Origin of the sequence: Microbacterium croceum (assembly GCF_023091245.1) — a bacterium.
In the GTDB taxonomy this organism is placed as follows: domain Bacteria; phylum Actinomycetota; class Actinomycetes; order Actinomycetales; family Microbacteriaceae; genus Microbacterium; species Microbacterium croceum.
Genome location: NZ_JAHWXN010000001.1, coordinates 617,800 through 644,181, shown reverse-complemented (window position 1 = coordinate 644,181; position 26,382 = coordinate 617,800). Strand labels below are relative to the sequence as shown.

Annotated in this window: 31 protein-coding genes; 16 read left to right on the top strand and 15 right to left on the bottom strand. The window is 67.6% G+C overall.

All coding sequences use genetic code 11. The annotated features are described in order from the left end of the window. Positions 1 to 27: 27 nt before the first annotated feature. Positions 28 to 813, bottom strand: coding sequence for an SDR family NAD(P)-dependent oxidoreductase (locus KZC51_RS03025; protein WP_247628537.1), 786 nt, complete (start codon positions 811 to 813; stop codon positions 28 to 30). A gap of 90 nt (positions 814 to 903) precedes the next feature. Here KZC51_RS03025 and KZC51_RS03020 point away from each other — a divergent pair, with 90 nt between their 5' ends. Next, positions 904 to 1,392: a MarR family winged helix-turn-helix transcriptional regulator gene (locus tag KZC51_RS03020; protein ID WP_247628536.1), complete on the top strand. Its 489-nt coding sequence runs from the start codon at positions 904 to 906 to the stop codon at positions 1,390 to 1,392. A 136-nt stretch (positions 1,393 to 1,528) separates the two neighbouring features. Here KZC51_RS03020 and KZC51_RS03015 read toward each other — a convergent pair whose 3' ends face one another. Further along, the gene (locus KZC51_RS03015) at positions 1,529 to 2,533 is read right to left on the bottom strand and encodes an LppA family lipoprotein (RefSeq protein WP_247628535.1); all 1,005 of its coding nucleotides are present in this window, start codon (positions 2,531 to 2,533) and stop codon (positions 1,529 to 1,531) included. After that, a complete protein-coding gene (locus KZC51_RS03010) occupies positions 2,530 to 2,853 on the bottom strand; it encodes a PadR family transcriptional regulator (protein ID WP_247628534.1) in 324 nt (107 codons plus the stop codon). Before KZC51_RS03010 ends, KZC51_RS03015 begins: the two co-directional genes overlap by 4 nt. 166 nt (positions 2,854 to 3,019) lie before the next feature. Here KZC51_RS03010 and KZC51_RS03005 point away from each other — a divergent pair, with 166 nt between their 5' ends. The 5 genes from KZC51_RS03005 (at position 3,020) to KZC51_RS02985 (ending at position 8,965) form a co-directional block, all read left to right on the top strand. After that, positions 3,020 to 4,384, top strand: a complete 1,365-nt coding sequence (locus tag KZC51_RS03005; protein WP_247628533.1) for an ADP-ribosylglycohydrolase family protein — start codon at positions 3,020 to 3,022, stop codon at positions 4,382 to 4,384. After that, on the top strand, positions 4,384 to 5,592 hold the full coding sequence (gene manD / locus KZC51_RS03000) for a D-mannonate dehydratase ManD (protein ID WP_247628532.1): 1,209 nt from the start codon (positions 4,384 to 4,386) through the stop codon (positions 5,590 to 5,592). The genes KZC51_RS03005 and manD overlap by 1 nt, the downstream gene beginning before the upstream one ends. A gap of 133 nt (positions 5,593 to 5,725) precedes the next feature. Further along, a complete protein-coding gene (locus tag KZC51_RS02995) occupies positions 5,726 to 6,994 on the top strand; it encodes an ABC transporter substrate-binding protein (RefSeq protein ID WP_247628531.1) in 1,269 nt (422 codons plus the stop codon). A gap of 58 nt (positions 6,995 to 7,052) precedes the next feature. Further along, positions 7,053 to 8,090: a carbohydrate ABC transporter permease gene (locus KZC51_RS02990; protein WP_247628530.1), complete on the top strand. Its 1,038-nt coding sequence runs from the start codon at positions 7,053 to 7,055 to the stop codon at positions 8,088 to 8,090. A gap of 14 nt (positions 8,091 to 8,104) precedes the next feature. Continuing rightward, positions 8,105 to 8,965, top strand: a complete 861-nt coding sequence (locus KZC51_RS02985) for a carbohydrate ABC transporter permease (protein ID WP_247630575.1) — start codon at positions 8,105 to 8,107, stop codon at positions 8,963 to 8,965. 15 nt (positions 8,966 to 8,980) lie between these two features. Here the strand turns inward: KZC51_RS02985 and KZC51_RS02980 are convergent, their stop codons facing one another. The 5 genes from KZC51_RS02980 to KZC51_RS02960 all read right to left on the bottom strand — a co-directional run bounded on the left by KZC51_RS02980 (position 8,981) and on the right by KZC51_RS02960 (position 12,769). Beyond that, positions 8,981 to 9,988 (bottom strand): LacI family DNA-binding transcriptional regulator, encoded by a 1,008-nt coding sequence (locus KZC51_RS02980; RefSeq protein WP_247628529.1) that lies wholly within the window; start codon positions 9,986 to 9,988, stop codon positions 8,981 to 8,983. 118 nt (positions 9,989 to 10,106) lie between these two features. Then, complete coding sequence (locus KZC51_RS02975) at positions 10,107 to 11,087, bottom strand: SRPBCC family protein (RefSeq protein WP_247628528.1); 981 nt, start codon at positions 11,085 to 11,087, stop codon at positions 10,107 to 10,109. After that, a complete protein-coding gene (locus tag KZC51_RS02970) occupies positions 11,084 to 11,329 on the bottom strand; it encodes a hypothetical protein (protein WP_247628527.1) in 246 nt (81 codons plus the stop codon). The genes KZC51_RS02975 and KZC51_RS02970 overlap by 4 nt, the downstream gene beginning before the upstream one ends. Before the next feature lie 46 nt (positions 11,330 to 11,375). Further along, positions 11,376 to 11,765, bottom strand: coding sequence for a GntR family transcriptional regulator (locus KZC51_RS02965; protein ID WP_247628526.1), 390 nt, complete (start codon positions 11,763 to 11,765; stop codon positions 11,376 to 11,378). Continuing rightward, on the bottom strand, positions 11,762 to 12,769 hold the full coding sequence (locus KZC51_RS02960) for a hypothetical protein (RefSeq protein WP_247628525.1): 1,008 nt from the start codon (positions 12,767 to 12,769) through the stop codon (positions 11,762 to 11,764). Before KZC51_RS02960 ends, KZC51_RS02965 begins: the two co-directional genes overlap by 4 nt. Positions 12,770 to 12,888: 119 nt before the next feature. On the opposite strand from KZC51_RS02960, the gene KZC51_RS02955 reads away from it, so the two are divergent. From KZC51_RS02955 to KZC51_RS02945, 3 genes are all read left to right on the top strand, one after another. Then, positions 12,889 to 13,224 carry a hypothetical protein gene (locus tag KZC51_RS02955; RefSeq protein WP_247628524.1) on the top strand — a complete coding sequence of 112 codons (336 nt, stop codon included), beginning with the start codon at positions 12,889 to 12,891 and terminating at the stop codon, positions 13,222 to 13,224. A gap of 175 nt (positions 13,225 to 13,399) precedes the next feature. Beyond that, positions 13,400 to 14,392 (top strand): Abi family protein, encoded by a 993-nt coding sequence (locus KZC51_RS02950; protein WP_247628523.1) that lies wholly within the window; start codon positions 13,400 to 13,402, stop codon positions 14,390 to 14,392. Positions 14,393 to 14,488: 96 nt separating this feature from the next. Further along, positions 14,489 to 14,629, top strand: coding sequence for a hypothetical protein (locus KZC51_RS02945; RefSeq protein WP_247628522.1), 141 nt, complete (start codon positions 14,489 to 14,491; stop codon positions 14,627 to 14,629). 8 nt (positions 14,630 to 14,637) lie between these two features. Here the strand turns inward: KZC51_RS02945 and KZC51_RS02940 are convergent, their stop codons facing one another. Next, positions 14,638 to 15,438: a siderophore-interacting protein gene (locus KZC51_RS02940; RefSeq protein WP_247628521.1), complete on the bottom strand. Its 801-nt coding sequence runs from the start codon at positions 15,436 to 15,438 to the stop codon at positions 14,638 to 14,640. Between the two features lie 245 nt (positions 15,439 to 15,683). On the opposite strand from KZC51_RS02940, the gene KZC51_RS02935 reads away from it, so the two are divergent. The 3 genes from KZC51_RS02935 to KZC51_RS02925 are packed head-to-tail and all read left to right on the top strand — an operon-like array spanning position 15,684 to position 17,792. Continuing rightward, on the top strand, positions 15,684 to 16,115 hold the full coding sequence (locus tag KZC51_RS02935) for a hypothetical protein (protein WP_247628520.1): 432 nt from the start codon (positions 15,684 to 15,686) through the stop codon (positions 16,113 to 16,115). A gap of 43 nt (positions 16,116 to 16,158) precedes the next feature. Continuing rightward, the gene (locus KZC51_RS02930) at positions 16,159 to 16,809 is read left to right on the top strand and encodes an RNA polymerase sigma factor (RefSeq protein ID WP_247628519.1); all 651 of its coding nucleotides are present in this window, start codon (positions 16,159 to 16,161) and stop codon (positions 16,807 to 16,809) included. After that, positions 16,806 to 17,792 (top strand): hypothetical protein, encoded by a 987-nt coding sequence (locus tag KZC51_RS02925; protein WP_247628518.1) that lies wholly within the window; start codon positions 16,806 to 16,808, stop codon positions 17,790 to 17,792. The genes KZC51_RS02930 and KZC51_RS02925 overlap by 4 nt, the downstream gene beginning before the upstream one ends. Positions 17,793 to 17,794: 2 nt before the next feature. On the opposite strand, the gene KZC51_RS02920 is transcribed toward KZC51_RS02925, so the two are convergent. From KZC51_RS02920 to KZC51_RS02900, 5 genes are all read right to left on the bottom strand, one after another. After that, positions 17,795 to 18,646: a siderophore-interacting protein gene (locus tag KZC51_RS02920; protein ID WP_247628517.1), complete on the bottom strand. Its 852-nt coding sequence runs from the start codon at positions 18,644 to 18,646 to the stop codon at positions 17,795 to 17,797. Then, positions 18,643 to 19,434: an ABC transporter ATP-binding protein gene (locus KZC51_RS02915; RefSeq protein ID WP_372491791.1), complete on the bottom strand. Its 792-nt coding sequence runs from the start codon at positions 19,432 to 19,434 to the stop codon at positions 18,643 to 18,645. The genes KZC51_RS02920 and KZC51_RS02915 overlap by 4 nt, the downstream gene beginning before the upstream one ends. A 31-nt stretch (positions 19,435 to 19,465) precedes the next feature. Next, entirely contained in the window at positions 19,466 to 20,527 is a 1,062-nt protein-coding gene (locus tag KZC51_RS02910) for a FecCD family ABC transporter permease (RefSeq protein ID WP_247628515.1), read from the bottom strand. Further along, positions 20,524 to 21,489: an iron chelate uptake ABC transporter family permease subunit gene (locus KZC51_RS02905; protein WP_247628514.1), complete on the bottom strand. Its 966-nt coding sequence runs from the start codon at positions 21,487 to 21,489 to the stop codon at positions 20,524 to 20,526. Before KZC51_RS02905 ends, KZC51_RS02910 begins: the two co-directional genes overlap by 4 nt. A gap of 74 nt (positions 21,490 to 21,563) precedes the next feature. Next, the gene (locus tag KZC51_RS02900) at positions 21,564 to 22,499 is read right to left on the bottom strand and encodes an ABC transporter substrate-binding protein (RefSeq protein ID WP_247628513.1); all 936 of its coding nucleotides are present in this window, start codon (positions 22,497 to 22,499) and stop codon (positions 21,564 to 21,566) included. Between the two features lie 220 nt (positions 22,500 to 22,719). Between KZC51_RS02900 and KZC51_RS02895 the strand changes: the two genes are divergently transcribed. Both KZC51_RS02895 and KZC51_RS02890 read left to right on the top strand, forming a co-directional pair. Next, positions 22,720 to 23,001, top strand: a complete 282-nt coding sequence (locus KZC51_RS02895) for a DUF3892 domain-containing protein (protein ID WP_247628512.1) — start codon at positions 22,720 to 22,722, stop codon at positions 22,999 to 23,001. A 290-nt stretch (positions 23,002 to 23,291) separates the two neighbouring features. Then, positions 23,292 to 23,684, top strand: a complete 393-nt coding sequence (locus KZC51_RS02890; protein WP_247628511.1) for a GreA/GreB family elongation factor — start codon at positions 23,292 to 23,294, stop codon at positions 23,682 to 23,684. 57 nt (positions 23,685 to 23,741) lie between these two features. On the opposite strand, the gene KZC51_RS02885 is transcribed toward KZC51_RS02890, so the two are convergent. Beyond that, complete coding sequence (locus KZC51_RS02885; protein WP_247628510.1) at positions 23,742 to 24,350, bottom strand: ScbR family autoregulator-binding transcription factor; 609 nt, start codon at positions 24,348 to 24,350, stop codon at positions 23,742 to 23,744. A gap of 263 nt (positions 24,351 to 24,613) precedes the next feature. On the opposite strand from KZC51_RS02885, the gene KZC51_RS02880 reads away from it, so the two are divergent. Both KZC51_RS02880 and KZC51_RS02875 read left to right on the top strand, forming a co-directional pair. After that, on the top strand, positions 24,614 to 25,249 hold the full coding sequence (locus KZC51_RS02880; RefSeq protein WP_247628509.1) for a hypothetical protein: 636 nt from the start codon (positions 24,614 to 24,616) through the stop codon (positions 25,247 to 25,249). A 6-nt stretch (positions 25,250 to 25,255) separates the two neighbouring features. After that, positions 25,256 to 26,380 carry a peptidoglycan-binding domain-containing protein gene (locus KZC51_RS02875; protein ID WP_247628508.1) on the top strand — a complete coding sequence of 375 codons (1,125 nt, stop codon included), beginning with the start codon at positions 25,256 to 25,258 and terminating at the stop codon, positions 26,378 to 26,380. Positions 26,381 to 26,382: the final 2 nt, after the last annotated feature.

The window sequence follows — 26,382 nt, the reverse complement described above, 5'->3', positions numbered from 1 at the left end:
GCGAGGATCAACACGAGGGCTCTGCCTTCAGAGCATGGTCGTGAGAACCCCGCCGTCGGCGCGCAGAGCCGCACCGTTGGTCGCTGACGACAAGGGACTGGCGAGATAGGCCACCAAGTGCGCGATCTCCGCCGGCTCGATGAACCGCTGAAGAAGCGACGTGTCGCGGACCAGTGAGCTCTTCAGGTCGCGGACGGACACCGCGTTCGCTGCGGCGATCTGTTCCACCTGACTCGAGACGCCGTCGGAGTACGTGGGACCGCCGAGCACGGTGTTGACCGTGACCCCGGTGCCCCGCGTCAGCTTGGCGAGGCCGTTCGCGACCGCGAGCGCCGCGGCCTTCGAAGCCCCGTAGTGAATCATGTCGGCTGGAACATCGACCGCCGACTCGGTGCCGACGAAGATGATCCGACCCCACCCCTCGGCGAGCATTGCCGGCAGGAGCTGACGCGACAGCCGAACGGCGCCCAGGACGTTGACATCGAACGAACGCGTCCACGCCGCGTCATCGAGCTCCGCGAAAGGCACGACATCGAAGATGCCCGCGTTGTTGACCAGCACATCGACGTGGCCGAGCTCCTCGATCAGCGCGTGCACTTCCGCGGCATCCGAGAGGTCGGCGGCGATGCCGGACACATCCGCCTCCGGCACCTCTGAACGCAGCCTCGCGACGGCGTCTGCGACCCGCTCCGGCGAGCGCCCGTTGAGCACGACCGCTGCCCCCTCGGACGCGCAGGCAGCGGCCACCGCGAAGCCGATGCCCTGCGTGGAGCCGCTGACGAAGACCTTCTTGTCATCGAGTTCGAGATTCACTGCTACATCCATTCGTGGTTTTACTTTCTTAGGAAAGTTAAGCTTAGGCGCGATGAGTTTCCTGAGCAAGTCATGATCTAGGGTGGGGGCATGACCGACCTCGGACCATCTGACGCCCTCCGCGACGAGGAGCTCGAGACGTGGTCAGCTCTCGCCACCCTGCTCGAGTGGCTCCCGGCTGCGCTCGACACCCAGTTGCAGCGAGATTCCGGCATCAGTCATTTCGATTACGGCATCCTGTTCGCCCTCTCCCAGGCGGCCGAGCGCACGTTGCGGATGACGGAACTGGCGAGCTACGCCAACAGCACGCTGTCCCGCCTCTCCCGCGCGGTGGCACGACTCGAAGCCCGCGGCTGGGCGCACCGCGCGCCCGATCCCACTGACGGCCGCGTCACTCTCGCAACGCTCACCGACGAAGGAGCAGCTGCCGCGCGCGCCGCCGCACCAGGACATGCCGCACTCGTGCGGCGCCTCGTCTTCGATGCGCTCACGCCCACCCAGGCGAAGCAACTACGCACCGTGAGCCGACGCATCACCGGCGCCATCCGCGACGAAGGCACCTGGGTGCCGCCGGCGTGACGTCGTGCAGGACATCTCGCGGCCTGCAGGAGAAGACTCCAGCGAACGATCTTGCATCCGGCAACTTCTCCTGCAGACGGCAACCGCACCGCAGCCCCCTGGATGCGGCCGGGCACGACGCCGACCTCGACGGGGCTCAGCTCTCCAACGGCTCCGGACGCGCGAGGCCGACGTAGGGCTTCAGCCGGCGCTCGAACTCTGCCCGATCGGCATCCGGCAGCAGCCCATTCGCGCCGTACATGACAGAGATGGTGTTCGGAAGCGAGCCGTACTCTGCCGAGGCTTCAGCCTGCTCCGTGAAGCGCCCGTCAGTGTCGAGTGACAGATCCTGCATCGCGAACATCAGCCACTGCCCCGTGGGGCCTTCGATGATCCCCGAGACGATCACCGACTCCTCCGGGGTCACCGCGCCGAAGGCCTGCTCCACCTCGGCGGCCGTCATGTACTCGGCGTCGTGATCGAGGGTCAGCTCCGTGAAGCCGCGTCGTGCCGCGACACTGGCGATGATCTCCAGCGCCCGCTCCTTCTCTGCCCAGGTCGTGGGCACACGGGTGGACTGGCGCCCCTGCACATTGAGCGTGCGGAGCATCGACGGCCCGCCATAGTCGTTCTGCGCGGGGAAGGCGACCTGGTCTCCGTTGCCCGTGGACGGCGGTGCCCACTCGAGACCGAACTCGGCGGTCAGCGCCGTCTCGATCTCTTCGAGCAACGCCCGTCCGGCGGCCTCTCCCTCTTCCAGGCTGGGGCCGGAGAGGACGTCGTCGGGATCGAGGCCGGGCATCCCCGGGTAGTCCCGCCAGAACACCTCGCGCTGTCCGTCTTCCGTGGCCTCGACCGTCACCACACCGCGTGCATCGGAGACGAGCATCACCGCGATGGCCGCCGCCGGGGCACCCACCACGACCGCACCGACGAGGATCGCGCCGACCGCGAAGACCCGACGGCGCGTGAAGGTTCCGCGCCGCGCGCTCACCCCCTCGGACAGCGCGGCCTGCAGAGCGCCGAGCGCCACCTGCAGACGAGGGATGCCGAGTTCTTCTGCTCCGGCGAGATCGGCGAGCCACTCCTCGCGGCGCACCTCCCGCCGCGACCGCGGAAGAAGCGCCGCGGCGATGCGGATGAGCGCCTCGGAACCGTTCATCCCGAGACCCCGAAGGCGAGTCGCGGCGTCGGCGCCGACACGACCCGGCGAGCACGCGCCGCCACGAGCGCGGCCGCCTCCACGCGTCCCTCATCCGTGAGGCGGTAGTACCGGCGGCGCGGTCCTGAATGATCGGACTCCCCCTCCCAGTCGCCGACGATCCACCCGAGCTCCTCGAGCCGGGAGAGGATCGGATACACCGTTCCGGGTGCGCGGTCCACCTCCTTGGCCAACGCGAGCCCCCAGATCGGATCCGCGGATCCGAGCAGTACCTGCACCACGTCGAGAGTGGGTGCCGTGACCCGTGTCAGCTTCGCCATGCGGCTTATTCTACATATAAAGAACAAGGCTCACAGAGCGGATGCCGCCCCGAAGTGTCCGCCGAGATGCCCTCCTTCGAGTTGACGCGAGCGCGAGTCGGCAGCTATCGTCGGATCACTGAGAGAGCGCTCTCTCCCAGTGATCACAGACTTGGAGCCATCACAGATGCTGACTTCCGACGCCCAGCCGCAGGCGTTGCCCTCGACGGTCAACGGTGACGACGCGATCCCTCGTGATCTTGCTCGCCACGAGCTGCGGCACGCATCCGACAGCGGTCACGACGTGACGACTCACGGAGAGCGGTTCCGGCTCCTCGAGCGGAGCGGAGCATCCGACGCCGACTTCCTCGCCCTCACCGCGGAACTCGAGACCCTCGGGAACCCGAACTATTCGGCGAGCGAACCCTCCGAGCTCGACGCGATCCGCGCGCTGCTTCCCGCACCGCACACCACGCCGGTCAGCGACGACATCGCCAGAGCGGGAATCCACGCGGCCTGGACGGGGCGCATCGTGGGCAACATGCTCGGCAAGCCGATCGAGGACGGCACACACTGGAGCTACGAGAAGATCAACGCCTACCTGGCGTCCGTCGACGCCGTGCCTCTCGTCGACTACATCCCCGTGTCGAGCTCAGCTGCCCTCGAGTGGGGCTTCCTGCCCAACTGGACCGAGAGCACGCGCGGACGCGTGGACGGGTCGAGCAGAGACGACGACATCGACTACACGATCCTGAACCTGCACATTCTCGAGCAGCATGGCGCAGCATTCGCTCCCGCTGACATCGCTGCCGCCTGGCTCGAGCGACTCCCCTATCGCCAGACGTTCACGGCGGAGCGCGCGGCCTACCGGAACATCGTTCGCGGGGTGCCGCCGACGCTTGCCGGCGGCACCGAGAATCCGTACCGGGAGTGGATCGGTGCACTCATCCGCGCCGACGTCTTCGGCATGGTGTGCCCCGGAGATCCGCGGAGGGCGGCCGAGCTGGCCTGGAAAGATGCGGTCGTCTCCCACCGAGGAAACGGCATCTATGCGGAGATGTGGGCGGCCTCACTGGTTGCAGGGGCTTTCGGGATCCACGATGTCTCCGAACTCATCCACGAGTCATTGCGTCATATTCCCCCGCACAGCAGGCTCGCGAGCGAAGTTCGTACCGTGCTGAACGCCTTCACGGACGGGGAGACCTGGGAGACGACGCTCGTCGCGTTGCACACGAGACACAGCGAGAAGAACTGGGTGCACAGCATCAACAACGCCGGGGTGATCACCGCCGCGCTGCTGTGGGGCGATGGCGACTTCAGCCAGTCGATCGAACTGGCCGTTCGAGGGGCATTCGACACGGACTCCAACGCCGCGACCGTCGGAGCCGTCGCGGGTGTGCTCGCGGGGCCCGAGGGGATCGATCAGCGATGGACGGTTCCCCTGCATGACCTCGTCCGTTCCGCGATCTTCGGCTACGACCGTGTCTCGATATCGGATCTGGCCGAGAGAACCGACATCGTCCGCACACGCATCTCGGGAGAAGGTGTCTGATGCCGTCGACCATCGAGAGCGCCGAAGTCATCGTGTGCTCGCCCGGCCGCAACTACGTCACCGTCAAGATCGTCACGAGCGACGGCGTCGTCGGCTGGGGAGACGCCACCGTGAACGGGCGCGAACTGGCCGTCGCCTCCTACCTGCGCGATCATGTGTGCCCGCTGCTCGTCGGGCGCGATGCTCAGCGGATCGAGCAGACCTGGCAGTGGCTCTACAAAGGCGGGTACTGGAGACGCGGGCCCATCACGATGGCCGCCATCGGAGCCGTCGATCTCGCGCTCTGGGACATCAAGGGCAAGGAGCTGGGCGTGCCCGTGTACCAGCTGCTCGGCGGCGCGGTGCGGGAGGGAGTGCTGACCTACGCCCACGCATCAGGCTGGGAGGTGCCGCAGCTTCTCGACGCCGTCGACGAGAAGCTCGAAGCGGGCTACCTCGCCGTGCGCGCACAGTCCGGGATTCCCGGAAGACGCAGCGTGTACGCGGTCGCGTCTCCCGAACCGGACGAACCGACCAACGGCTTCCCCCCGATCGAGGTCTGGGACACCGACGCCTACCTCCGCCACATCCCCGGCGTTCTCGAGGCGGTGCGCTCACACGTGGGGGATTCCATACGGCTGCTCCACGATGCCCACCATCGACTCACACCGATCGAAGCAGCGCGTCTCGGCAGGGATCTGGAGCCGGTCCGGCTGTTCTGGCTCGAAGACGTCACACCGGGCGAGAACCAGGAAGCGCTCCGCCTGGTTCGCCAGCACACCACGACCCCGTTGGCGATCGGAGAGGTGTTCAACACCATCTGGGATTGCATGGGCTTCATCTCCGGGCAGTACATCGATTTCGTCCGCACCAGCGTCATGCACGCCGGTGGGATCTCGCCGTCTCGCCGGATCAACGACTTCGCGTCGCTCTACCAGGTCAAGGTCGCCCCTCACGGCCCCTCGGATGTCTCGCCGATCACGATGGCGGCTTCGCTGCATCTCGATATCGCCACACCGAACCTCGGCATCCAGGAGTACATGGGGTACGCCCCCGACACGCTCTCCGTGTTCCGGGCCGACTACTCATTCGACAGGGGATACCTCCACCCGGGTGATGCACCGGGGTTGGGCGTGGAGTTCGACGAGGTCGCCGCACGCGCCTTTCCCTATGAACGCTCGTACCTGCCGGTCGCGGAACGTGAAGACGGTACTCCGATCGATTGGTGACCCCTCGTAAGCCCGCCATGCGATGAACAGTCCATGGCTGTCCGCCGACGACTGGTGCGATCAGTCGCTGGCGCTCCTGACGGCATCCGCCGCCAGGAACACGCACGCAGATCCACACGCAAAGGAGTGTCAAGTGGTGACCAGGAAACACAACATCATCCGATTCGGGGCAGGAGCGGCCGCGGTCGGTCTGCTGCTGACGGGATGCGCGCCGGCCGCAGAGGACGACGCCGCATCGGGCGACGTGACCCTCACGGTGGGGACGTTCAACGATTCGGGCTTCGCCGACGAGATGTTCGCCGAGTACGAAGAGCTCAACCCGGGGGTGAAGATCGTTCACAACAAGGCCGCCACGACCGACGACGCCCGCACCAACTTCTTCCAGAAGCTCGGCAAGACCGGTCTCTCCGACATCGAGTATGTAGAGGGCGACTGGTTGCCCGAGGTGATGGAGTACGCGGACCTGCTCGCACCCGTGCCTGCCGACCTGAAGGATCGCTGGCTGGACTGGAAGGTCGAAGAGGCGACCGATCCCGAAGGCAACCTCATCGGATACGGCACGGACATCGGTCCGCTGGCGATCTGCTACCGCTCGGATCTGTTCGAGGGCGCCGGCCTTCCCACGGACCGTGACGCCGTGGCCGAGCTTCTCGGTGGAGACTGGGCGCGCTACTTCGAGATCGGAGACCAGTACGTCGAAGCGACCGGGCTTCCCTTCTTCGACTCGGCGCGAGGAGTCTGGCAGGGGATGATCAACCAGATCGCCGTTCCCTACGAAGACCCGAAGACCGGCGAGATCATCGCGACCGAGAACGACGAGGTCCGCAAGTCCTACGACCAGTTGCTGGCCGCGAGCTCGACGCAGTCGGCTCATCTGAGCCAGTGGAGCACCGACTGGTACGCGGCGATGGCCAACGGCGGCTTCGCGACCATGCTCTGCCCGGGCTGGATGCTGGGCGTCATCGAGGGCAACGCGAAGGACGTCACCACCTGGGACGTCGCCAATGTCTTCCCGAACGGCGGCGGCAACTGGGGTGGCTCGTATCTCACCGTCCCGGCTTCCGGAGCCAACGTCGAAGAGGCGCAGAAGCTCGCCGACTGGCTGACGGCGCCGGAACAGCAGCTCAAGTACTTCGAGAACGCGGGCCTCTTCCCCAGCCAGGTCGAGGCGATGAGCTCGCCGATCCTTCTCGAGGCGACCAACCCGTTCTTCAACGACGCCCCCATCGGGCAGATCTTCTCCGACCGGGCGCAGGCGGTCGAGGTCGCTCCGTTCAAGGGTGAGCTGTACTTCCAGGTCGCGACCGCGATGGGCGACGCGATCGCCCGCGTCGAAGACGGCACGCAGGACGCGGGAGCCTCCTGGGACCAGTGGGTCGAAAAGGTGAACTCGATCGAGTAATCCACAGCCCCCGCCCGGGTCACGGGCGGGGGCTTCTCAACGAAATGAGACTTCGTTCATGCCTTCACATCGTTCGATCCTGCCGCAGCGGAACGGCGATTCCGCTCTCCGGGAGAAGCTGACCCGGTGGGACGTGAAGTCCGCGCCGTATCTGTACATCGCGCCGTTCTTCCTGATCTTCGTCGCCACGGGCCTCTTCCCGATCGGCTACACGGCCGTCATCTCGCTCATGGAGTGGGACATGGTTCGCGGCACGGGTGAGTTCGTGGGATTCGACCAGTACTGGCGCGTGCTCTCCGCACCCGATTTCTGGATCGCGCTGCGCAACACGGTGAGCATCTTCCTGCTCTCCACGATTCCGCAGCTCGTCGCAGCGATCATCATCGCCGCCGCCCTCGATCGCAACATCAGAGCACGCACCTTCTGGCGCATGAGCGTTCTCGTCCCTTACGTCATGGCTCCCGTCGCGGTCGCGCTGATCTTCAGCAACATGTTCGGTGACAAGTTCGGGCTCGTGAACTCGCTGCTCACGCAACTGGGAATGACGTCGATCCCCTGGCACACCGATCCGTTCGCCAGCCACGTCGCGATCGCCACAATGGTCAACTTCCGGTGGACCGGGTACAACACGCTGATCCTGCTCGCCGCCATGCAGGCGATTCCCCGGGAGTACTACGAAGCGGCGACGGTCGATGGTGCCGGGGCGATCCGTCAGTTCCTGTCGATCACGATCCCCGGCTTGCGCGGAACCCTGATCTTCGTCGTCGTCACCTCCACGATCGGTGGGCTCCAGGTCTTCGACGAGCCTCGGATGTACGACCACACGGGCACAGGCGGCCCCGACAACCAGTGGCTCACGATCGCGCTCTACCTCTACAACGTCGGATGGGGCGAGTGGGACTTCGGTCGAGCAGCCGCGATGGCGTGGATCCTCTTCGCGCTCATCCTGCTCGTCGGGCTCATCAACCTGATCGTCACGCGAGGGCTGGTCCGTGACGATGCTGCGGCGGTCGCGGAGAACCCCGGGCGTCGCGTCCTTCGCCCACGCCGTACCACCCACGACAACGCACGACCGGTCGAGGAGGCCAACCGATGAGCCGTCACCTGCCGATGCCGAGCCCATCGAAGAACGTCCGTCGCGCGCGACGGTTCTCGCGACCGAGCCCGTGGGTCTACCTCTTCCTGGGCGTCGTGCTGCTGGCCAGCGTGTTCCCCTTCTACTGGTCGTTCCTGATCGGATCCGGCGACTCCTACACGGTGCGAGACCCGCACATGTCGTGGCTGCCCGGGGGCAACTTCTGGACGAATGTCGACAAGGTCGTCAACGACCCGTCGGTCAACTTCTGGCGTGCGCTGTGGAACTCGATCTACAGCTCGACTCTGATCGCCGTCTCGGTCGTCTTCTTCTCGACCCTGGCAGGGTGGGCCTTCTCGAAGCTCCATTTCCGCGGGCGGGGACGACTGCTGGTGATGGTCGTGGCGACCATGGCCGTGCCGATGCAGCTGGGTGTGGTGCCGCTGTACATCATGTTCAGCGAGCTCGGTTGGACCGGCAACATCGGCGCGATCATCATCCCGTCGCTCACCAGCGCCTTCGGCGTGTTCTGGATGACGCAGTACCTCAGACAGGCCGTACCCGACGAGCTCATCGAAGCGGCCAGGGTCGATGGCGCATCCTCGTTCCGATCGTTCCTCACGGTCGGAGTCCCCGCGGCGCGACCGGCAGCGGCGATGCTCGGGCTCTTCACCTTCGTCTCCGCGTGGAACAACTTCTTCTGGCCGTTCATCGTGCTCGACCGGCAGGACCCGACGCTGCCGGTGGCCCTATCCCTGCTGCAGTCGGGCTACTTCGTCGACTACTCGGTCGTCCTGACCGGAGTGCTCCTCGCCACGGCGCCCCTTCTGCTCCTGTTCGTCTTCGCAGGCAAGCAGTTGGTCAGCGGAATCATGGCGGGTGCCGTCAAGGGCTGACCACGACCCCGGGATTCAGGTGGACTCGCGGACGATGAGCTCGGTCGCGAGCACCTGTCCCTGTTCGACCTGCTCCCCCGCGACCAGCGCGAGAGCCGCCTCCGCGAGGGCCGCACCCTGCTCACGCGAGGGCTGACGCACGGTCGTCAGCGGCGGAACCGTATCCGCCGCTGACGGCACGTCGTCGAAGCCGGCGACCGCGATGTCGTCTGGGATCCGAAGCCCCCGTCGTCTGAGGACACCCATCGTTCCGATCGCCATCAGATCGTTCGCAGCGAAGACCGCTGTGCACGACGCACCCTCATCGAGCAGTCGTTCAGCGGCGGCGACGCCGCCGGCGCTCGTGAAGTCCCCCGCCACGATCGGCCCGGGCTCGATGCCCGCCGCCTCGTGCGCGTCGAGATACCCCTGCAGGCGATCGGCCGCGGCCGGCGAATCCTCCGGCCCTCGAATCATCGCGATCCGGCGGTGGCCCCTCTCCAGGAGATGACGGGTGACGAACTCCGCGCCTCCCCGGTTGTCGACATCGACGTAGTGGCACGTCGGTTCGGTTGCGTCGGAGGGTCGTCCTGCGAGTACGACAGGAAGCGAAGCCGACATCATCGACATGAACGACTGCTCGATCCTGTGCGAGAAGAGGATGGCTGCATCGACCTTGCCCCCGAGCAGCAGATCCGACGTCTGTCGAGGGTCGTCCGCCGCGATCAGCACGTCGAGGAGGAAACCGGAGCCCCGCATCTTTCCCTGGATTCCAGCCACCAGCGCCCCGAAGAAGGGATCGCCGAAGAAGCGCTCCACGTCTTCCGGTACGACGAGGGCCACAGCTCCCGCCCGGCGGCTCGCGAGCGAACGGGCGGACAGATTGGGCACATAGCCCAGTTGCTTCACGACCACGTTGACGCGCTCGGCGAGCGCAGGGTCGACCGTGGACACCCCGTTCACGATGCGCGACACCGTGGCGCGCGAAACCCCCGCCTGACGGGCGACCTGTTCCAGTGTGACTGCGCTGTGCCGAGGGAGCATGTTCTCTCAATGTGTTCGTTCTGTCGCTGCGAGACAAGCGTGAGGAGCTGTCGGCGACCCGTCTCCACAATGCCCGAGATGGTGAGGCATGACAAACAGTCGATCCTCGCCTGAGCGGTCAGCGGAACGCGCGACTGATGCCCGCGGCGATCTGCGTCAGCTGCACGAAGCACAGGAAACGGAAAACCGGCCTGAGCAGTGCCCCCATGACCCTCCGGCGGCGGCGACTCGCGTGCAGCTCCCACCCAAACGAGAGACGCAGCTGCGCTCCTCCCGCGGCCGGCTCGATCTCGACTGAGACGACGCGCGCATTCGATCGCGGCTCATCGGGGTACGTGAAGTGCCAGGTGACGTGCGACGGCCGCTCGCTCCGCACGGACTCGGCGTACTGCCGACGGATGCCGTCGCGGATCTTCAGCGGCTTGCCACCAGAGCCCTCCGTACGCGTCCGCGCCTCCCAGCGACCGGTCGCGGCATCCCTCCGCACGACCTCCCCGATGGTCGGCTCCCACTCCGCGAGGCGTACGCCGTCGGCCAGCAGCGTCCACACGTCGAGCGGATCCGCCGGCACGAATGCCGTGTGCGTGCCGTGGATGGTGGGCTGCTCGCCCGCCGTCCTCCGGTGTTCAGCGATCATCGCTGCGGCGTCGTCGAGCGCGTCGATGATGCGCTCGGGCTCCACGTCCATCCGCTCGAGAAGATCCGTCATGAGTCCGCTGGGCTCGGCGAGGAGCGCGCGCAGCACGGCGGCCGAATCACCATCACGGTCCCCGGAGACGGCCGCCCTCATCACCGCGAGCACCCGCTCCGTCCAGTCGTATCCTCCGGTCTCCGGATAGACGATGCGGCCGCCGGTACTGTCAGCCTGCACGCCGAGCGAACCCAGCTGGTCCGCCTGCTGCTCCTCGATCGCCGCGCGCGTCGCATCGAGGGTGATACCGAGGCTCCGCAGCACCTGGCCTCCGATTCCCGCGTCGATCGTCAGTGCGAGGAAGAGGTGCTCGATGTCGGCATCCCGCAGTCCGAACCGGGACGCCTCCTCCATGGCCGCCAGCGAGAGGGTCTGACTCGTCGCGGCGGCGCGGATGAGCTTGCTCATGCGTTCCTCCTCGGGATCTCGATCGAGGGGTCGATCCGCTTCGCGTGCTTCTTGTGGACGGCCTGCCTCGTCACGCCGAGCGCATCGGCGATGCCCTGCCACCCGATCCCCGCACGCAGTGCCGCTTCGACCTGCCGCAGTTCGAGAGTGTCGGCGAGACGTCGCAGCGAGGCGACGGCGCGCAAGCCTGCGCGCGGGTCGGAGGTATCGGCGGCGATATCGGCGATCTGAACGGATTCCATGTCGTCAACCTACGTTGCTAATCCCCCGCTTGTCAACCTTGGTTGCTCACTTGGCCTCCGGCGCCACCCCCGCCTCCGCCCGCCAGACCGCCCGCAGCACGTCGATCACGTCGTCCTGTGCGGCGCCGGTGCCGGCCGCTTCTGCCACCAGATCCCTGATGCGCTTCAGCACGGATGCCGGCAGCAGCCCCGCCGACTCCGCGACGCGCGTGCCGGCGGCGGTGCGAGTGACCACCAGTCCGTCATGCTCGAGCATCTTGTACGCCTTGGCGACCGTCCCTGCGGCGACGCCGAGGTCGGCCGCGGTCTGGCGCACGGTGGGCAGGCGCTCGTTCGCGCCGAGCTGACCCGACACGATGAGCCCGCGCAGCTGCCGATAGATGTCCTGCGTAGGACTCCCCTCGTCGGCCGCCGACAGGATCGGAGACGCGGTCACCGCACGACCTCCACATCGGCCATGTCGGATTCCGCTCCTGCCGGGACCTTGGGCGCACGGAGCCGCACGGCGACGAGCAGCAGCAGCGCGAAGGCGAGGACTTCGAGCACCGGCGCAGCCCAGCCCGCCACCGCCGCGACTTCTGCGTAGCGCCAGATCGCCTCGTAGGGGGCGCCGCCGTTCTGACCCTCGATCACGAGCTCCGACCCGGTGCCGTTGCTCGCGATCAGCCGCCACGCACCTGCCAGCCCCAGCAGCATCGCGGCGGTCGCAACGCGTACGGCATCCCGCGCCACGGCACGGCGCGCGTCCCGCTCGGCGGCGACCGTCTCCGGGCGGATGTACGGTCGCGCCGCGTTGGCATGCAGCACACCCCAGGTGACCGCAGCCAGAAGAGCGACGCAGATCAGGACGGGCACCCCGTAGGTCCATCCGTAGAAATGCACCCGGACGGGATCGATCGCCTCTTCGTTGGGGATCGGGATCTCGAGCCATGCGGAATCACCTCGGCTGTCGGCATAGGCAGCCAGCCCCGCCGCGATCGATGTCGCCACGATGGCGACCAGCGCGACCACTGCCCCGATGAGCCCGATCCGCGGCCCGAAGCTCGTCCAGGTACGCCGAGCGCCGGACACGACAGGCACCTCCGAGGGCTTCGCACCGCGCACCTCGATCGCCGCCACGACGCCGAGGCCCAGCGCGGCGACGAAGAGCGCCGTCGCGAAGCGCCACCACGGCAGCAGCTCCCCCAGGTGCAGCACGTAGCCGCGCAGCACGTTCTCAACGGCGAAGACGACGATGACCAGGATCGCGGCGATCACGAGCACCACACGCTCGCTGCGGTAGCGCGCCTGGACGGTTCTGAGCAGCTCCGCGCTCCCGCCCTGCGCCTCGCGTAGGGCGAGCTGCGGCCGGGACGCGAAGATCAGGATCACGGCGACGACCACCGCGGCGAGGAACAGCGAGAACAGCGGCAGCGAGAACGCCGCTCTCACCAGATCCATCAGGCCCCATGTAGGTGCTTCACTCTGTGACATCTCGTCTCCGATCTCCAAGTTGTGCCATATGTCTATCACAACTTGTGCTCTGAACACGATACAAGCAGGGGAGACAGAATGGAGCCATGGAGTACGTGACGATCGAGATCCCGGTCCACCTCTGGTGGCGGGTCGACGGCTGCGTCGACAACAGCATGGCGATCGATGTGGTCGACGGCGTCGTGATGACGACGATGGCCGGCTCCTGCGTCCGCGATGCAGGATGGCGGGCGTCCGCCGCCTTCGACGGCGAGCGGGATCAGTACGGATGGCCCCCGCAGCACCATCCGCTGCCCATCGTGCTGCGCGCCGCGCACTGGGAGTGGACCCTCGAGCAGCTCGACCGCTGGGAGCCGTACTCGACGGACTCGACCTCAGCCGAGGTGCGCGCGCTCATCGCTCAGGCTCTTCGCGATCGGTGAGCAGGGGCTCGGCCGCTGGCGGAGCCTCGGCGGAAGTGCACCGACCCACGGCACCGGTCTGCACACAACCCAGCGCCCTGTCCCACCTCCGTGCTACATTCGTACCACTACACCTCCCACGCCTCTCCTGGATGCGCACTTGGGAGGTTTTTCTCTCCCTGCCAGAGGAGCATCGATGCCCCGACCACCCCGGCCTCGGGGCGCTCTGATCTACGACAAGCCGGCACTGAGCCTGGACGACCTCGTCACTCGGCTGGCTGAACGCGGGCTTGAGATACCGGATCGCGAACGGGCCGCGCGGTACCTGCGGCACATCGGCTACTTCCGGCTCTCGCCGTACACGATCCCGTTCCAACGGGGTCGGCCCGACCATGCATTCCGCGCTGGGGTTGCGTTCGATGACGTACTGGATATCTACGTCTTCGACCGGGCGCTCAGATTGCTGGTGATGGATGCGTTGGAGCGGGTCGAAGTCGCGGTGCGCGCGGCGCTGACGGATCACATGTCAACCGCATACGAAGACCCTCACTGGTACGTCGAAGCTGCCCACTTTCAGAACCACGGGAAGCACACGGGTCTCCTCAAGATTGTGCGCGACACCTCCGATACTCGTCTCGCCGGCACCCCGGAGCCAATCAGCCACCCCTCCAGCGTTGTCTATCGCTCAGCGCTCGAGCACTACCTACTCACCTACGGTGAGCCCGAGCTGCCGCCTTCGTGGCTGATGGTGGAGACCCTCACCCTCGGTCAACTGAACAACGTGATCGACAACCTGCGCGTACGTGCCGATCGGACTGCCATAGCGAGGCGTCTCGGCCTCAACGATCCGGTGCTGACGTCGTGGCTTCGCACCTACGTGCGTGTTCGGAACATCTGCGCCCACCACGGTCGACTCTGGAACGTCGGTCTGGGTGTGTACCCCGCGATTCCAGCCTCACCTGCGATCTCCTGGCTGAAGGGCGATGCTGCACTACCGACACGCTCAGAGAAACGCCTCTACCCAGTGCTGGTGTCACTCCAGTCGGTGCTCGACATGGTGTCGCCCCGGAGTACCTGGGCGCGGCGACTGCATCAGCTGCTCAGCACCCGACCGCCGATGAACCTCGCCGGCATGGGCATCCCTGCAGACTGGGCAGAGGATGAGTTCTGGTCGCGGCACCTGGGTTAGCCGGTGAAGTTGCGTTCAGGGCGCGGAACGCGCGGGTGAAGGAGCTGCGGCTGAGATGCGCCCGCGCGGCAAGACCGTCGCGGAAACCGCCCCACCGTGGTCGCTGCGGCGACGGCGACGCGCAGCCTGCCGTCCGTCGCGGGCGACGTGCCGGCGGAACAGCTGCACCGCTCGGCGTTGGCCGGCATCGCCGACCTCTACGCCACCGTCGTCGCGAACGTGTCCGACCTGCGCTGACAGGTCGGCTACTCGATCTGCCCGATCGGCTCCCGCTTCTCCGCCTGGAACTGATCCTCCGCACGTCCACGCGCCCAGTAGGCCGAGATCGACAGCGACTCCCGCGGCACGTCGCGCTGCTTCAGCAGAGCGCGCACTTCTTTGATCGTGCCGCGCTCACCGTGCGCGAAGACCCCCGGAGTGCCCTCGGCCCAGGGCAGGTCGGCAAGGGCGGCGAGGAGTTCGTCGTCGTCCTGCGTCCAGCGGATGCTCACACCCGAGGGCACCGCGGGAAGGATGCGATCCGCCGGATCGGCCACGCTGAGCAGCACATGGCCCTGCGCCGCGGCATCCATCGCCTCGACGGCGGAGGAGATCGCCGGAAGAGCGGTGTGGTCTCCGATCAGCAGATGCCAGGGCGCGGCGGCATCCGGACGATAGCCGCCGCCGGCGCCGCTGACGACGATCGTGTCACCCGGCTGAGCGGCGCGCGCCCAGGGGCCGGCGACGCCCTCGTCACCATGCACGACGAAGTCGATGACGATCTGCCGCGCTTCCGCATCGGCCGAGCGGATCGTGTAGGTGCGTCGCGTGGGGAGCTTCTCGGGCTCCTCGGCGCGCAGCTGTGCGAGGTCGTAGGGAGGAGTCAGCCCGTGTCGCGGATCGGAGAAGAGGATCTTGGCGTACTTGTCGGTGAAGAGGTTGTCGTTGTAGTCGGCGAATCCGTCACCGCCCGCCGTGATCCGGATCAGATCCGGGCTCACCTGTTCCACCCGCTGCACGGTGAGGACGGCCTGACTGGGCGCTCTGCGGGGCTGCTCTTGATTCATCACTTCTCCGGAAATCTGCGGATGGTCCACCCCCAGTCTGCCGGTGCCGGAGCGGCTCGGGGCCGCCGTGCCACCGCGACGGCACGGCAGGAAATGTCGTCGGTAAGGAAGTGGTTCGTCATCCGAAAGGGCGCGCGTCTTCTGTCGCAACAGGGGCCTGCGCAGCGGTGTGATGAGAAGCGCATCATCAGCAACTCTCGACACCCGAATGGACGAGCATGAAAAAGGGGCCTCTGGATCTTGCCGTGGGCAGTGACATCGCGATGGGGAGCGCGACGCCCGCCCGCGCGAGTGAGGAGTCTGCCGTCCATCCGGATGTCCAGTACGCCATCGATGCGGTGCCGGGGGGCACCGTCATCGATGCGCACACCGTGGTCTGGCCGGAACTCGGTTTGGAACTCTCTGTTCCATCGCCCGATTCCCGCGCCGTCGGCTCCTGCGCTACCGGATCGTACTGTGCATACGCCGGAGCGAACAGGAGCGGCACGAAGCTCAGTTGGGCGACGTGCACGACGGTGAGCACCGCGGCTTTGAGCACCGTTGGCTCGATCGCCAACGCGCGCTCGTCCGGCACGGTGCAGGCGCGGAAGGGCGCCAGCACCGTGCTCGGAACCGCCGGCCCTGGGGCGACCGTGAACCTGCCCGGCGGCACCACGAACCTGCGCTGCCTCCTATAGCGCTGCGTGTGGGCCGTTAGTCTGGTCGAGCAATCCCACCATCGTGAGCGAGGTCCCCATGTTCGGGTTCGGGGCCGTCGGTACGCTGCGGATCGCCTTCGCCAGCGTCTCGCCCTCCTCCGGCACGTCGACGGGTGCTCGCCAGGTCTCTCGGCGCCGCCACAAGAGCGCGACGACCCGAGCCGCGAGCCCGCTCGGGACAGAGAGCAGAGAAGTCGTCTTCCGGCGCCTCTTCGACGACTACTGGCCGCGGGTGCATCGCCACCTCTCGTGCTACATCGACGACGGCGACGAGGTCGACGAGATCACCGCCGAGATCTTCACGGTGGCCTGGCGCAAGCTCGATGCGGATCGCCCGATGCCCCTCACCTGGTTCCTGCGCGCGGCGAACAACAAGCTGCGGGATCGCTCCCGACGCGTCCGATCTCGCGATCTCGCCCTCGAGGCGCTGGTCCGCGGGCTCGAGACACCGTCGGAGAAGCTCGATCCCCTAGAGGTGCTCGCGCTGCGCACGGCACTCATCGCACTCAGCGCGCGAGAGCGACAGATCGTCGTGCTCACGTACTGGGATGACCTGAGCGCCGGCGAGGTCGCCGAAGTGCTCCGCACGAGTCAGAGCGCCGTGTGGACGACACTCACACGAGCACGCGCGAAGCTCCGCGAGCAGCTGGAAGGCGGTGGACAAGGATCGTGAACATCTCCGTCGACGAGCTCGACCGCCTCTTCCGGGCCGCCCATCCTGCACCGCAACAGAACACCACCGGACTCTCCGCGGCACACATCGCGATCCGCGAGAGCATCATCCGGGGTACGGGCCGCCCGCGCCCGCAGCGCGCCCGACGCACACTCCTTTGGACTGGCCTCACGACCGCTGTCGCGACGGCCGCGGCCGCCGTGGTGATCGCCGTGAACGTGCTGTCCCCGACCGGTCAGGCCGTCGCGCTCACACCGCCGCCGCTGGAGTACCGGGCCTCCGGGTCGCTGGCTCAGGTCGTGGATGACGCCGAGCAGGCACTGCTCGCGCCGCCCGACGTCGCACAGGAGTCGAGGGTCCGCTCCGTCAGCTGGGGCTGGAGCGTCGAGATGGAAGCCGGCCACGTCGAAGTGGTCCCTCAGGACATCACGTTCGTGTGGGCGCCGGGCGAGACCGCCACGAGCACGATCGTCGCGGGCGACTCCTATTGGTCGGATGCCGAGCGCCCTGCCGATGTCGAACCGAGCGAGTACCAGCCCGGGGACCTGATCGACGAGGTCGTCATCCCCCCGGAGGACTTCACGCTCCCCGCAGCGGCGGCGACTCTCTCCGGCAGCGCGCCCGAGGATCTCGAGCCCGCACTGGCCGTCTTCGGCGCCACCCCGGAATCGTCATCCGGTGAGCTGCTCGCCGCCATCGCCGGCCTGATGCAGTACTGGACGTTGAGCGACGCCCAGCACGCGACGCTGCTGCGCATGCTCGTCGACGCCGGCGGCGTGCAGGTGCTCGGAGAGACGACCGACCGCCTCGGGCGCGACGTCATCGGCCTGCGGGTCGCATCCACCATCCCCGAGCGGGTCGAGACCGTCTTCGTCTCCGTCGAGACGGGGCGTCTCGCGGGCACCGAGAGCGAGTTGATCGAGCCGCTCGATACTCTTCCCGTCGGCGTGATCTCGTACACGATGTGGGATGCCGGTCACTGAGGTCAGCCGACGAGCGGGCCGCCGATCTTCCAGTAGCCGAGGAAGGACACGCGCTCCTTCGGGATGCCGACGGCAGAGGTGAGGTGACGACGGACGCGCGCGGTGGTGCCCGATTCCCCCGCGATCCAGGCGTAGAACGCGGGGTCGTCGCGCACCGCCGGCCCGTGCTCGGCGCTCCACTCCGATACGGCGCGTTCAGCACCGGAGACATCGCCGTCACCGCGCGCGACGACCCGGATACGCGCCTTCGCCGGCGCATCCGCCGACACGATGTCGTTCACTGCGTCCTGGCATTCCAGGATCACGTCGACCACCTCCGCCGCATCCAGCGTCTGGAGGATCGACCTCACGGCGGGGAAGGCGGTCTCGTCGGCGACCAGCAGGAACCTGCGTGCGTCTTCCGGCGCCCAGTGCAGCCCGTAGCCCGTCCACCCCATCCGCCGGTCGGGACCGGTGATCACGACCTCGTCGCCCGGAACGGCGGATGCCGCCCAGGCGGATGCCGGACCCGCAGGCTCGTGCAGGTAGAAGTCCACGTCGAGCTCCTGCTGCTCCGGACGGATCGCCGCCGGAGTGTAGGTGCGCAGGACGTTGCGCTCGCCCTCCGGCAGCGCCTTCCACCGGGTGTACCAGTCCGAGGGGTGGGGCGTCGGTTCCTCGAGCAGACCGAAGTCGGCGAGCGATCCGTCGGGCAGAGGCAGGACGAGCTTGATCCGCTGGTCGGTTCCCCAGGTGGCGAAGTTCTCGAGGGCGTCGCCGGCGAACGTCAGCCGCACGAAGCCGGGGCTCAGCACCTTTCGCGAGACGACATGCACGGGGAAGGCGCTGTAGGCCCAGGGACGTTCGGTGCTCATGAACCCTTCTCCTTCTTCGAGGTGCCGCGCAGGGGCACGACCAACGGCCCGCCCGTGACCGGATCGGCGATCACGACATTCGCCAGCCCGAAGACCTCGTGCACGCGTTCGCTGGTGATCACCTGTTCCGGCGCACCCTCCGCGACGATACGACCCTCGCGCATCGCGATGATGTGCGAGGCGTAGCGCGCCGCGTGGTTCAAGTCGTGGAGCACGGCGACGATCGTCCTGCCCTGCGCGTTCAGCTCCGCGAAGAGCTCCATGAGCTCGACCTGGTGCGCGACGTCGAGGTACGTCGTGGGTTCGTCGAGCAGCAGCAGATCCGTCTGCTGGGCCAGCACCATCGCCACCCAGACCCGCTGGCGTTGGCCCCCCGACAGCTCATCGACGGTGCGTCCGGCCAGATCGCTGGTCCCTGTCGCCTCCAACGCGTCACGCACGGCGGCCTCGTCGTCATCGGACCACTGCCGCAGCAGGCTCTGATGCGGATAGCGGCCGCGGGCGACGAGGTCGGTCACCGTGATCCCGTCCGGCGCGACGGCGCTCTGAGGAAGCAGGCCGAGTCGGCGAGCGACCTCCTTCGCGGGATAGCTCGCGATCGACCTGCCGTCGAGCACCACCTCGCCGCGCGAGGGCGAGAGCAGACGGGAGAATCCGCGCAGCAGCGTCGACTTGCCGCAGGCGTTGGCGCCGATGATCACCGTGAACGAGCCGGGAGGGATGTCGGTGGTCAGCTCGTGCACGATCTCGGTGCGGTCGTACGACAGGCTGATCCGCTCGGCTCTCAGACGGGCGGATGCGGCGGCGGGGGAATCGAGGTCAGGCACGGCGTCGGATCTCCAGGATGATCATCAGGACGAGGTAGGCGCCACCCACCGACACGGTGACGACGCCGACGGGGAGCGTGACGGGCAGCAGGTGCTGCGCCACCAGGTCGGAGGCGAGCAGCAGCATCCCTCCGACCAGTGCGGAGAGCGGCATCGACAGCGAGGGGGTGCGCGCGAGCAGGCGCGCGATCTGCGGGGCCGCGAGCGCCACGAACGCGACGGGTCCGGCGACGGTCGTGGCGGCCGCCACCAGCACCACTCCGATGAGGAGCGCGATCGTGCGCACCACGGACGGCCGGGAGCCCGTGGCCGCCGCGACGTCGTCACCGAGGTCGAGCTGACGCAGCCGCGGACCGAGCAGTCCGGCTGCGACCACGAACGGCGCCGCACACAGCAACGCGACTCCCAGTCCTTCGGCGGTCACACCGTTCAGCGAGCCCGCGCCCCACGCCGACGCGAACATCGCCGTCTCGAGCTCGATCTGCAGCAGCATCCAGGTGTTGAGCGAGGCCAGGATCGCCGAGACGCCGATCCCGACGATGATGAGACGGAACCCCTGGATACCGCCGCGTACGGCGATCAGCCAGATCACGGCGGCAGTCGCGAGACCGCCGACCAGTGCGCCGATCGTGCGGGCGGAGACCCCGGCCGACACGAACACGAGAGCGAGGAGCATCCCGGTGAACGCGCCGTTCGAGAGCCCGAGGATATCGGGGCTGGCGAGCGGGTTGCGGGTGACGGTCTGGAACAGTGCTCCGGCGATCGCAAGGAGACCGCCCAGCGTGATGGCCGCGAGCGCGCGGGGCAGCCGCCACTCCATCACGACCGTGCGTTCGATGCCGTCGCCGCCCCCGAAGAGCACGGTGACGACCTCGCCGGGAGAGAGCGGAAAGGATCCGAGTCCGAGCGACAGGATCAACAGGATCAGTGTCGCAGCGATGCAGGCGCCGGCGACCAGGATGCTGCGCACGCGAAGGGGCGCCTGTACGGGTCCGAGCCGGAGGAGCACACGCCGCGGGCCGACCGTGAGCGAGGGGAAGCGGGGGGAGGTCATAGGCTGCTCGCCTTGCGTCGTCGGGCCAGGGCGATGAGCACGGGCGCTCCGACCAGAGCGGTCACGATCCCCACCGGCACCTCGGCGGGGGCGATGATGACGCGGCCGAGCACGTCGGAGAGAAGGACGACGATAGGGGCCAGCACGGCGGAGAGCGGGATGATGAGGCGCTGGTCGACCCCGAAGGTCCAGCGGATCACGTGCGGCACCATGAGTCCGACGAAGGAGATCGGCCCGGCAAGGGCGGTCGCGCCGCCCGCCAGCAGGGTGACGGCGACGATCACGCCGATCCGGATGCCGAGGACGTTCGCCCCCTGCGCGCGAGCGATGTCGTCGCCGAGACCGACGGCGTTGAGACCGGCGGTCAGGCCGAGCGCGATCACCAACCCGAACAGCAGGAAGGGCAGGATCGGCAGCAGCACGTCGAAGCCGCGGCCGAGCAGGGACCCGGCGTTCCAGCTGCGCATGGAGTCGAACGCCTCGGGGTCGCTCAACGTGAGACCCGTGGTGATGCCCGACAGCACGGCCCCGAGCGCGACACCGGCGAGCGTGAGCCGGAGCGGATCCGCCGCGCCACGACCCGAGGAGCCGACGAGGTAGACGGCCACGGTGACCACCAGCGCGCCGAGGAAGGCGAGCCAGATGAACTCCGACGCATCACGCAGACCGAGGAAGGCCACGCCGAGCGCGACCGCCAGCGCGGCGCCGGCGTTGACGCCGAGGATGCCGGGGTCGGCGAGGGGATTGCGTGTGAACGCCTGGATCAGGGCGCCCGCGACGCCCAGAGCCGCGCCGGCGACGAGGCCGACCGCCGTGCGCGGGATCCGCAGCTCGAACAGCACGTAGTTCGTCTCCGCGTCGCCACGCCCGTGCAGCGCATCCCACAGCGCCGACGGAGGGATCGGATTCGCGCCGATCAACAGCGAGAGCACGACGGCGAGCGCGAGAGCGACGACGAGCACCACGGCTCCCGTCGCTGCTCGCCTCGCACGTCGCCGGCGCGGAACGGACTCCGCGCCGGCTCGGGCGAGAAGTGTCAACGGTTCGCTTCGAGGTACTTCTCGATGTCGTCGAGCACGGCCTGCGCGCCCTTCGGTCCGACGCCGGAGACCCAGTAGCTGGTGTCGACGAGGGTCACCGACGGGAACGCCGCGGCGTTCTGGGTGATGGCGGCGGGAACGGCGGATTCGTCATCCACGGCGGTCGCCGTGACGAACACGTGGTCGGCCTGCGCGTCGAGGATGTTCTCGGGAGAGATGTCGGCCTGCAGACCGTCCGCCCAGTCCTGCGCGGGGATCGTGTAGCCGACGCACTCGAGCAGGCTTCCCGCGAACGACACCGGGCCGTAGAGGCTCAATGTGGTCTCGTCGCGCGGGCGGATCAGCTGCGCCGTCTCGCCGTCGACCGCGTACTCGTCTTTGAGGCTCGTGCAGCGCTCGTCGACCGCGGCCAGAAGGTCGGTGACCTCGTCTTCGCGGTTCAGTGCCTCGCCGATGAGCACCGCGTTGTCGCGCCAGGGGTCGGCCTGCGTCGCGATGAAGACCGTGGGGGCGATCGCCGACAGCTGTTCGTACAGCGCGGAGTGCCGTGCCTCGGTGCCGAGGATCAGGTCGGGCTTGAGCGCGGCGATGGCTTCGAGGTCGGGCTCGGGGACGGTGCCGACGCCCTCGACACCCGTGACGTCGAGGTAGGCCGGGGCCCCGGCGACGTTCGACGCCACGGCCGCACCGACAGGGGTGATGCCCACGGCGACTGCGGTGTCGAGCTCGAGCGGCTCGAGGGTCACCACACGCTGCACGTCGTCAGGCACCTCGGTCGTGCCGCGCGCGTGCTGCACCTCGTGGGTGCCGGAGGGCGCGGTCGTGCTCTCCGCATCGGCGGGCTGCGCGGCGGCGCATCCGGTGAGCAGGAGCGCGGCGGAAGCGGCGAGGGCGAAGAGGGTGGTCGCGGGGCGTCGGAGGCGTGCGGGCACGTCGGGAGCCTTTCTCGGAGCGGAGGATGCGCAGAACGAATGTCTACTTAGGTAAGGCTAACAAACTTCGGCTTTCGGACGAGCGACTCCTGCCGAGGGAATCGGTAAGGATTCCGTGGGACTGACGAAAGGGCCGCGACCGACCCGCCCGTCGCAGCCTCGCGCTCACGAAGACTGGGTCTCGTCCGCGACAGGCGCGGTGATGCGATGGGGGGCCGTGATGGCAATCGAGATCACGCATGTTCGGTTCGGTGGCACAGTCCGCACGGCAGACGAGATCATCCGATACCGCTGGGTGAACCCGGAATCGGGAAAGGTCGGCGAGATCGACAAGCCCTCACTCGTCGCCTGGGTCGAGGTCAAGGGCGGCGAAGCCTCCGTGGGCTCAGGCGGGGATCGCGTGCGAGTCGCCGTCGTGCGGCCCGGCCGGGGAGAGCCCTACCTCCGCACCCACGCGGATGGTCAAGGCGCCAACAACCTCGTCGCCCTCGACACGTTCTGAGCCACACGACCCAGAGGCGACCGTGCCCCGTGGTTTCGGCAGTTGGCAGCTGAACTCCGCGCTCTCGGTTACCCGTTCACGGAACGAGCATGGTGGCGTGATCTGCCGGAACCGTGGTGGAAGACAAGCCCCTGACCTGATCAGCGGGCCGATGCATCGCGCTCTGGTATCAGCCGCCAGGGCGCGATGCGTTGCCTGGCACCCGCCGAGACGATGTTGACTTCCCGCTGCGACTCGATATGGTCGGTGGTTACGCCTGCTGGCTCCCCGTACCGAAGGATCGATCTGCCATGACCACGCCCGCCGTATGGATGCCGCCCGCCACGCTCGCTGCCCTGGAGGCGGAGATCGCGGCTCTGGAGGAGAAGGGGAGCGAGGCGACCCTCGCCGAGAAGGCGCGTGTGATCGAGCTGCGCGCGCTCGTGAGGAACGCCGACGTGACGGTGAAGCCCGACGACGGTCTGGTGGAGCCGGGGATGCTCGTGACCATCCGTTTCGCCGACGGGAGCACAGACACCTTCCTCCTCGGCGACCGTACTGTTCTGGCCGACGATCGCGCCCTCTCGCCGCGCTCACCGCTGGGCGCCGCCGTCAACGGCAGATATGTGGGCGACGACGTCACCTACACCGCGCCCACCGGCCCGGCGACCGTCTCGGTGATCGCGGTGGAGCCCGCTTCCTGAGCGAAGCACCGGCAGAGAGCTTCATGCAAGGCGGAGCCACGCACCCCGCGGCAGGCACTACTCGGCGAGCAGCGCCTCCAGCGTCGGCATGAGTCGCTGCATGCGCTGGGGCAACGACTTCCAGCCGTCCTCCAGACCGGACAACACCTGAGACCCGACGAAGACGGTGTTGAAGAGCTCGGCGAGCAGGTCGATGTCCGCATCTGAACGGACGGACCCGTCTTCGAGGCCTCGCTCGAGGAATGTCCGCGTGACACGGACCCATTCCAGGTACGGCTCGCTCGCCTCTGCCATGACCTCCGAGGACGGCTGGCCGGCAAGTCTGATTCCGGCCTGGACCACCTCATCCCGCGCGATGAGCTCTCCGAGATCCCTCATCAACCGGAGAAGCTGCGCGCGTCCGGTGCCCGGCTCCTCCTCGACACGCACCAGCACGGATGTCATACGCTCCTGCTGCTCATCGAGGACGGCCCGTGCGAGGTCCGCCTTGCTGCGGAAGTGGAAGTACAGAGCCCCTTCGCTCACGCCGGACTCCACTGCGACATCACGGTAGCGCGCCTCGGCGTACGTCGCGCGGGCGAACACGCGTGCGGCACCGGAGAGGAGAGCGTCCCGAGTGTCGATCGAGCGCTGCTGCTTGAGCTGCGGCATCTTGCGTTCAGTCATGGAGATCTTCCTCTGGCCGATGTGTGTAGCTGAGCCCCACAGTCACATCCGGGTATTCAGCCTATGTTGCTCACTCGCCGCCCCTCACCCCCTCTTCCGGCAGAGGCCGACCTTCGCCGTGCGTTCAGTGGATGCGCTAACATCACAAAATAAAGGTGGGCACATTACTTAGAAAGTCGGAGGGTGTTCATGACGAAGAAGCGTTCCATCATCGGAGCGAGCTGCGCTTCGTGAGTCTCGCCGAGACGCGGAAGGGTGCCCTCGTGGGTGCCGCCCTTTGCCTCGTCCTGCTCGCCGGTTGCTCCGCATCAGGCGAGCGGCCCGGCTCCGACGCGACGACGGACCCCGGGTCGCCTGACTACCTCCGCGGCCAGGCTGAACAGTGGGCCGAGTACTACGGCGTCGAGGATCCGCCGGCTGTCGAGGTCGTGCGCTACGTCGACACCCCCGAACGCGATGCTGCGCTCCGGGACTGCCTCGCCGAGGCCGGATACCCGACGGAGTCCAACGGCGGAGTGAACGTCCCGTCCGGCAACGAGGCGGCTTTCGCGCTCGCGCAGTACACCTGCGCTGTGCAGTACCCCGTGCCGGAGAGGTACACGAGGACCTGGTCCGACAAGCAGATCCGTCTGCAGTACGCCTGGACCGTCGACTTCGTCATCCCCTGCCTCGAGGACCGCGGGCATTCCATCTCGGATCCGCCCAGTGAGTCCGTGTTCGTCGATTCGTGGCTCTCTGACCCGTACTTCCCCTTTGCGCAGGTCTCCCTCGCCGTGGCGGAAGACAACTTCAATCAGGCGTGGACGGAGTTGGAGGATGCCTGCCCGCAGCAAGCGCCCGGCGAAGTGCTCTGGGACGGGGTCAGCATCGACGACTGGAAGCTCACGAACGGACGTTGACCACGCATGGAGAATGGCCCCCGCACGACCTCCGGTGACGATCGCCGCGGAGCGCGGATCCCCACCAATCGTCGAACACCACTCCTCGTCGTCGCGATGATTCTGGCCGTCCTCGCCGCCGGCGCCATCGGCTGGGCGGCTTCATCCGTCCTCACTCCCGCCGACGACCCACTCGAGGCAGCGGACTACACCTACGTGAAGGTGCAGTCGGGCGCTGTGGGATCGACGACGAAGCTCAACACGGTCGCGAAATGGACTCCGGTTCCTGCCGGTTCCAATCGAGCAGTCGGAGTCGTGACAGAGGCGCCCCTCGAACCGGGCGCCGAGGTGGGCCCCGGTGAGGTGTTGTACCGCGTGGATCAACGCCCGGTCGTCATCGGCCAAGGGGACGTTCCTGCGTTCCGCGCGATCGGCCTCGATGCCGAGGGCGCTGACGTCGCGCAGCTGCAGAGCATGCTCGCCGTCCTCGGGCACTACGGCGGAGCCATGGACGGCATCGCTGGCGCGCGCACCGTCGAGGCCATCCGCGCCTGGCAGAAGGCGCTCGACGTGGAGCAGACCGGTGTCGTCGACGTCTCCGACGTCATCTACGTACCGGACCTTCCCACGCGCGTATCCCTGGACGACGAGGTGATCACTCGCGGAAACCTCGTGACCGGCGGCGAACCTGTCGTCCGCGCCCTCTCGACCGCACCGGAGTTCCGGGTACCGGTGACCGAGGCCCAGGCCGCCACGATGCCGACGGGCACTCGAGTGAAGATCACCTCCCCCAGCGGAGACCTCTGGACGGCTGCGGCGGGGAAGCAGGTCGTCGACTCCCAGTCCGGCTCGATCGACATCTCCCTGGATCCTCTCGACGGGGGGTCCATCTGCGGCGACGGGTGCTCCCAGATCCCCGTCAACGGTGAGGCGCTCCTGGATTCTGTCATCGTGACAGCCGAGGAGGTCTCGGGTCTGGTCGTGCCGTCGGCCGCGCTGGTGACAGGTGCCGATGGCCACGTCGCCGTCATCGCGAGATCCGGAGACAGGCTCGCTGTGAAGGTCATCGCTTCGGCGCGAGGCATGAGCGTCATCGAAGGCGTGGATGAAGGGATGGATGTTCGCGTTCCCGGCAGGGAGCCGACTCAGTGACT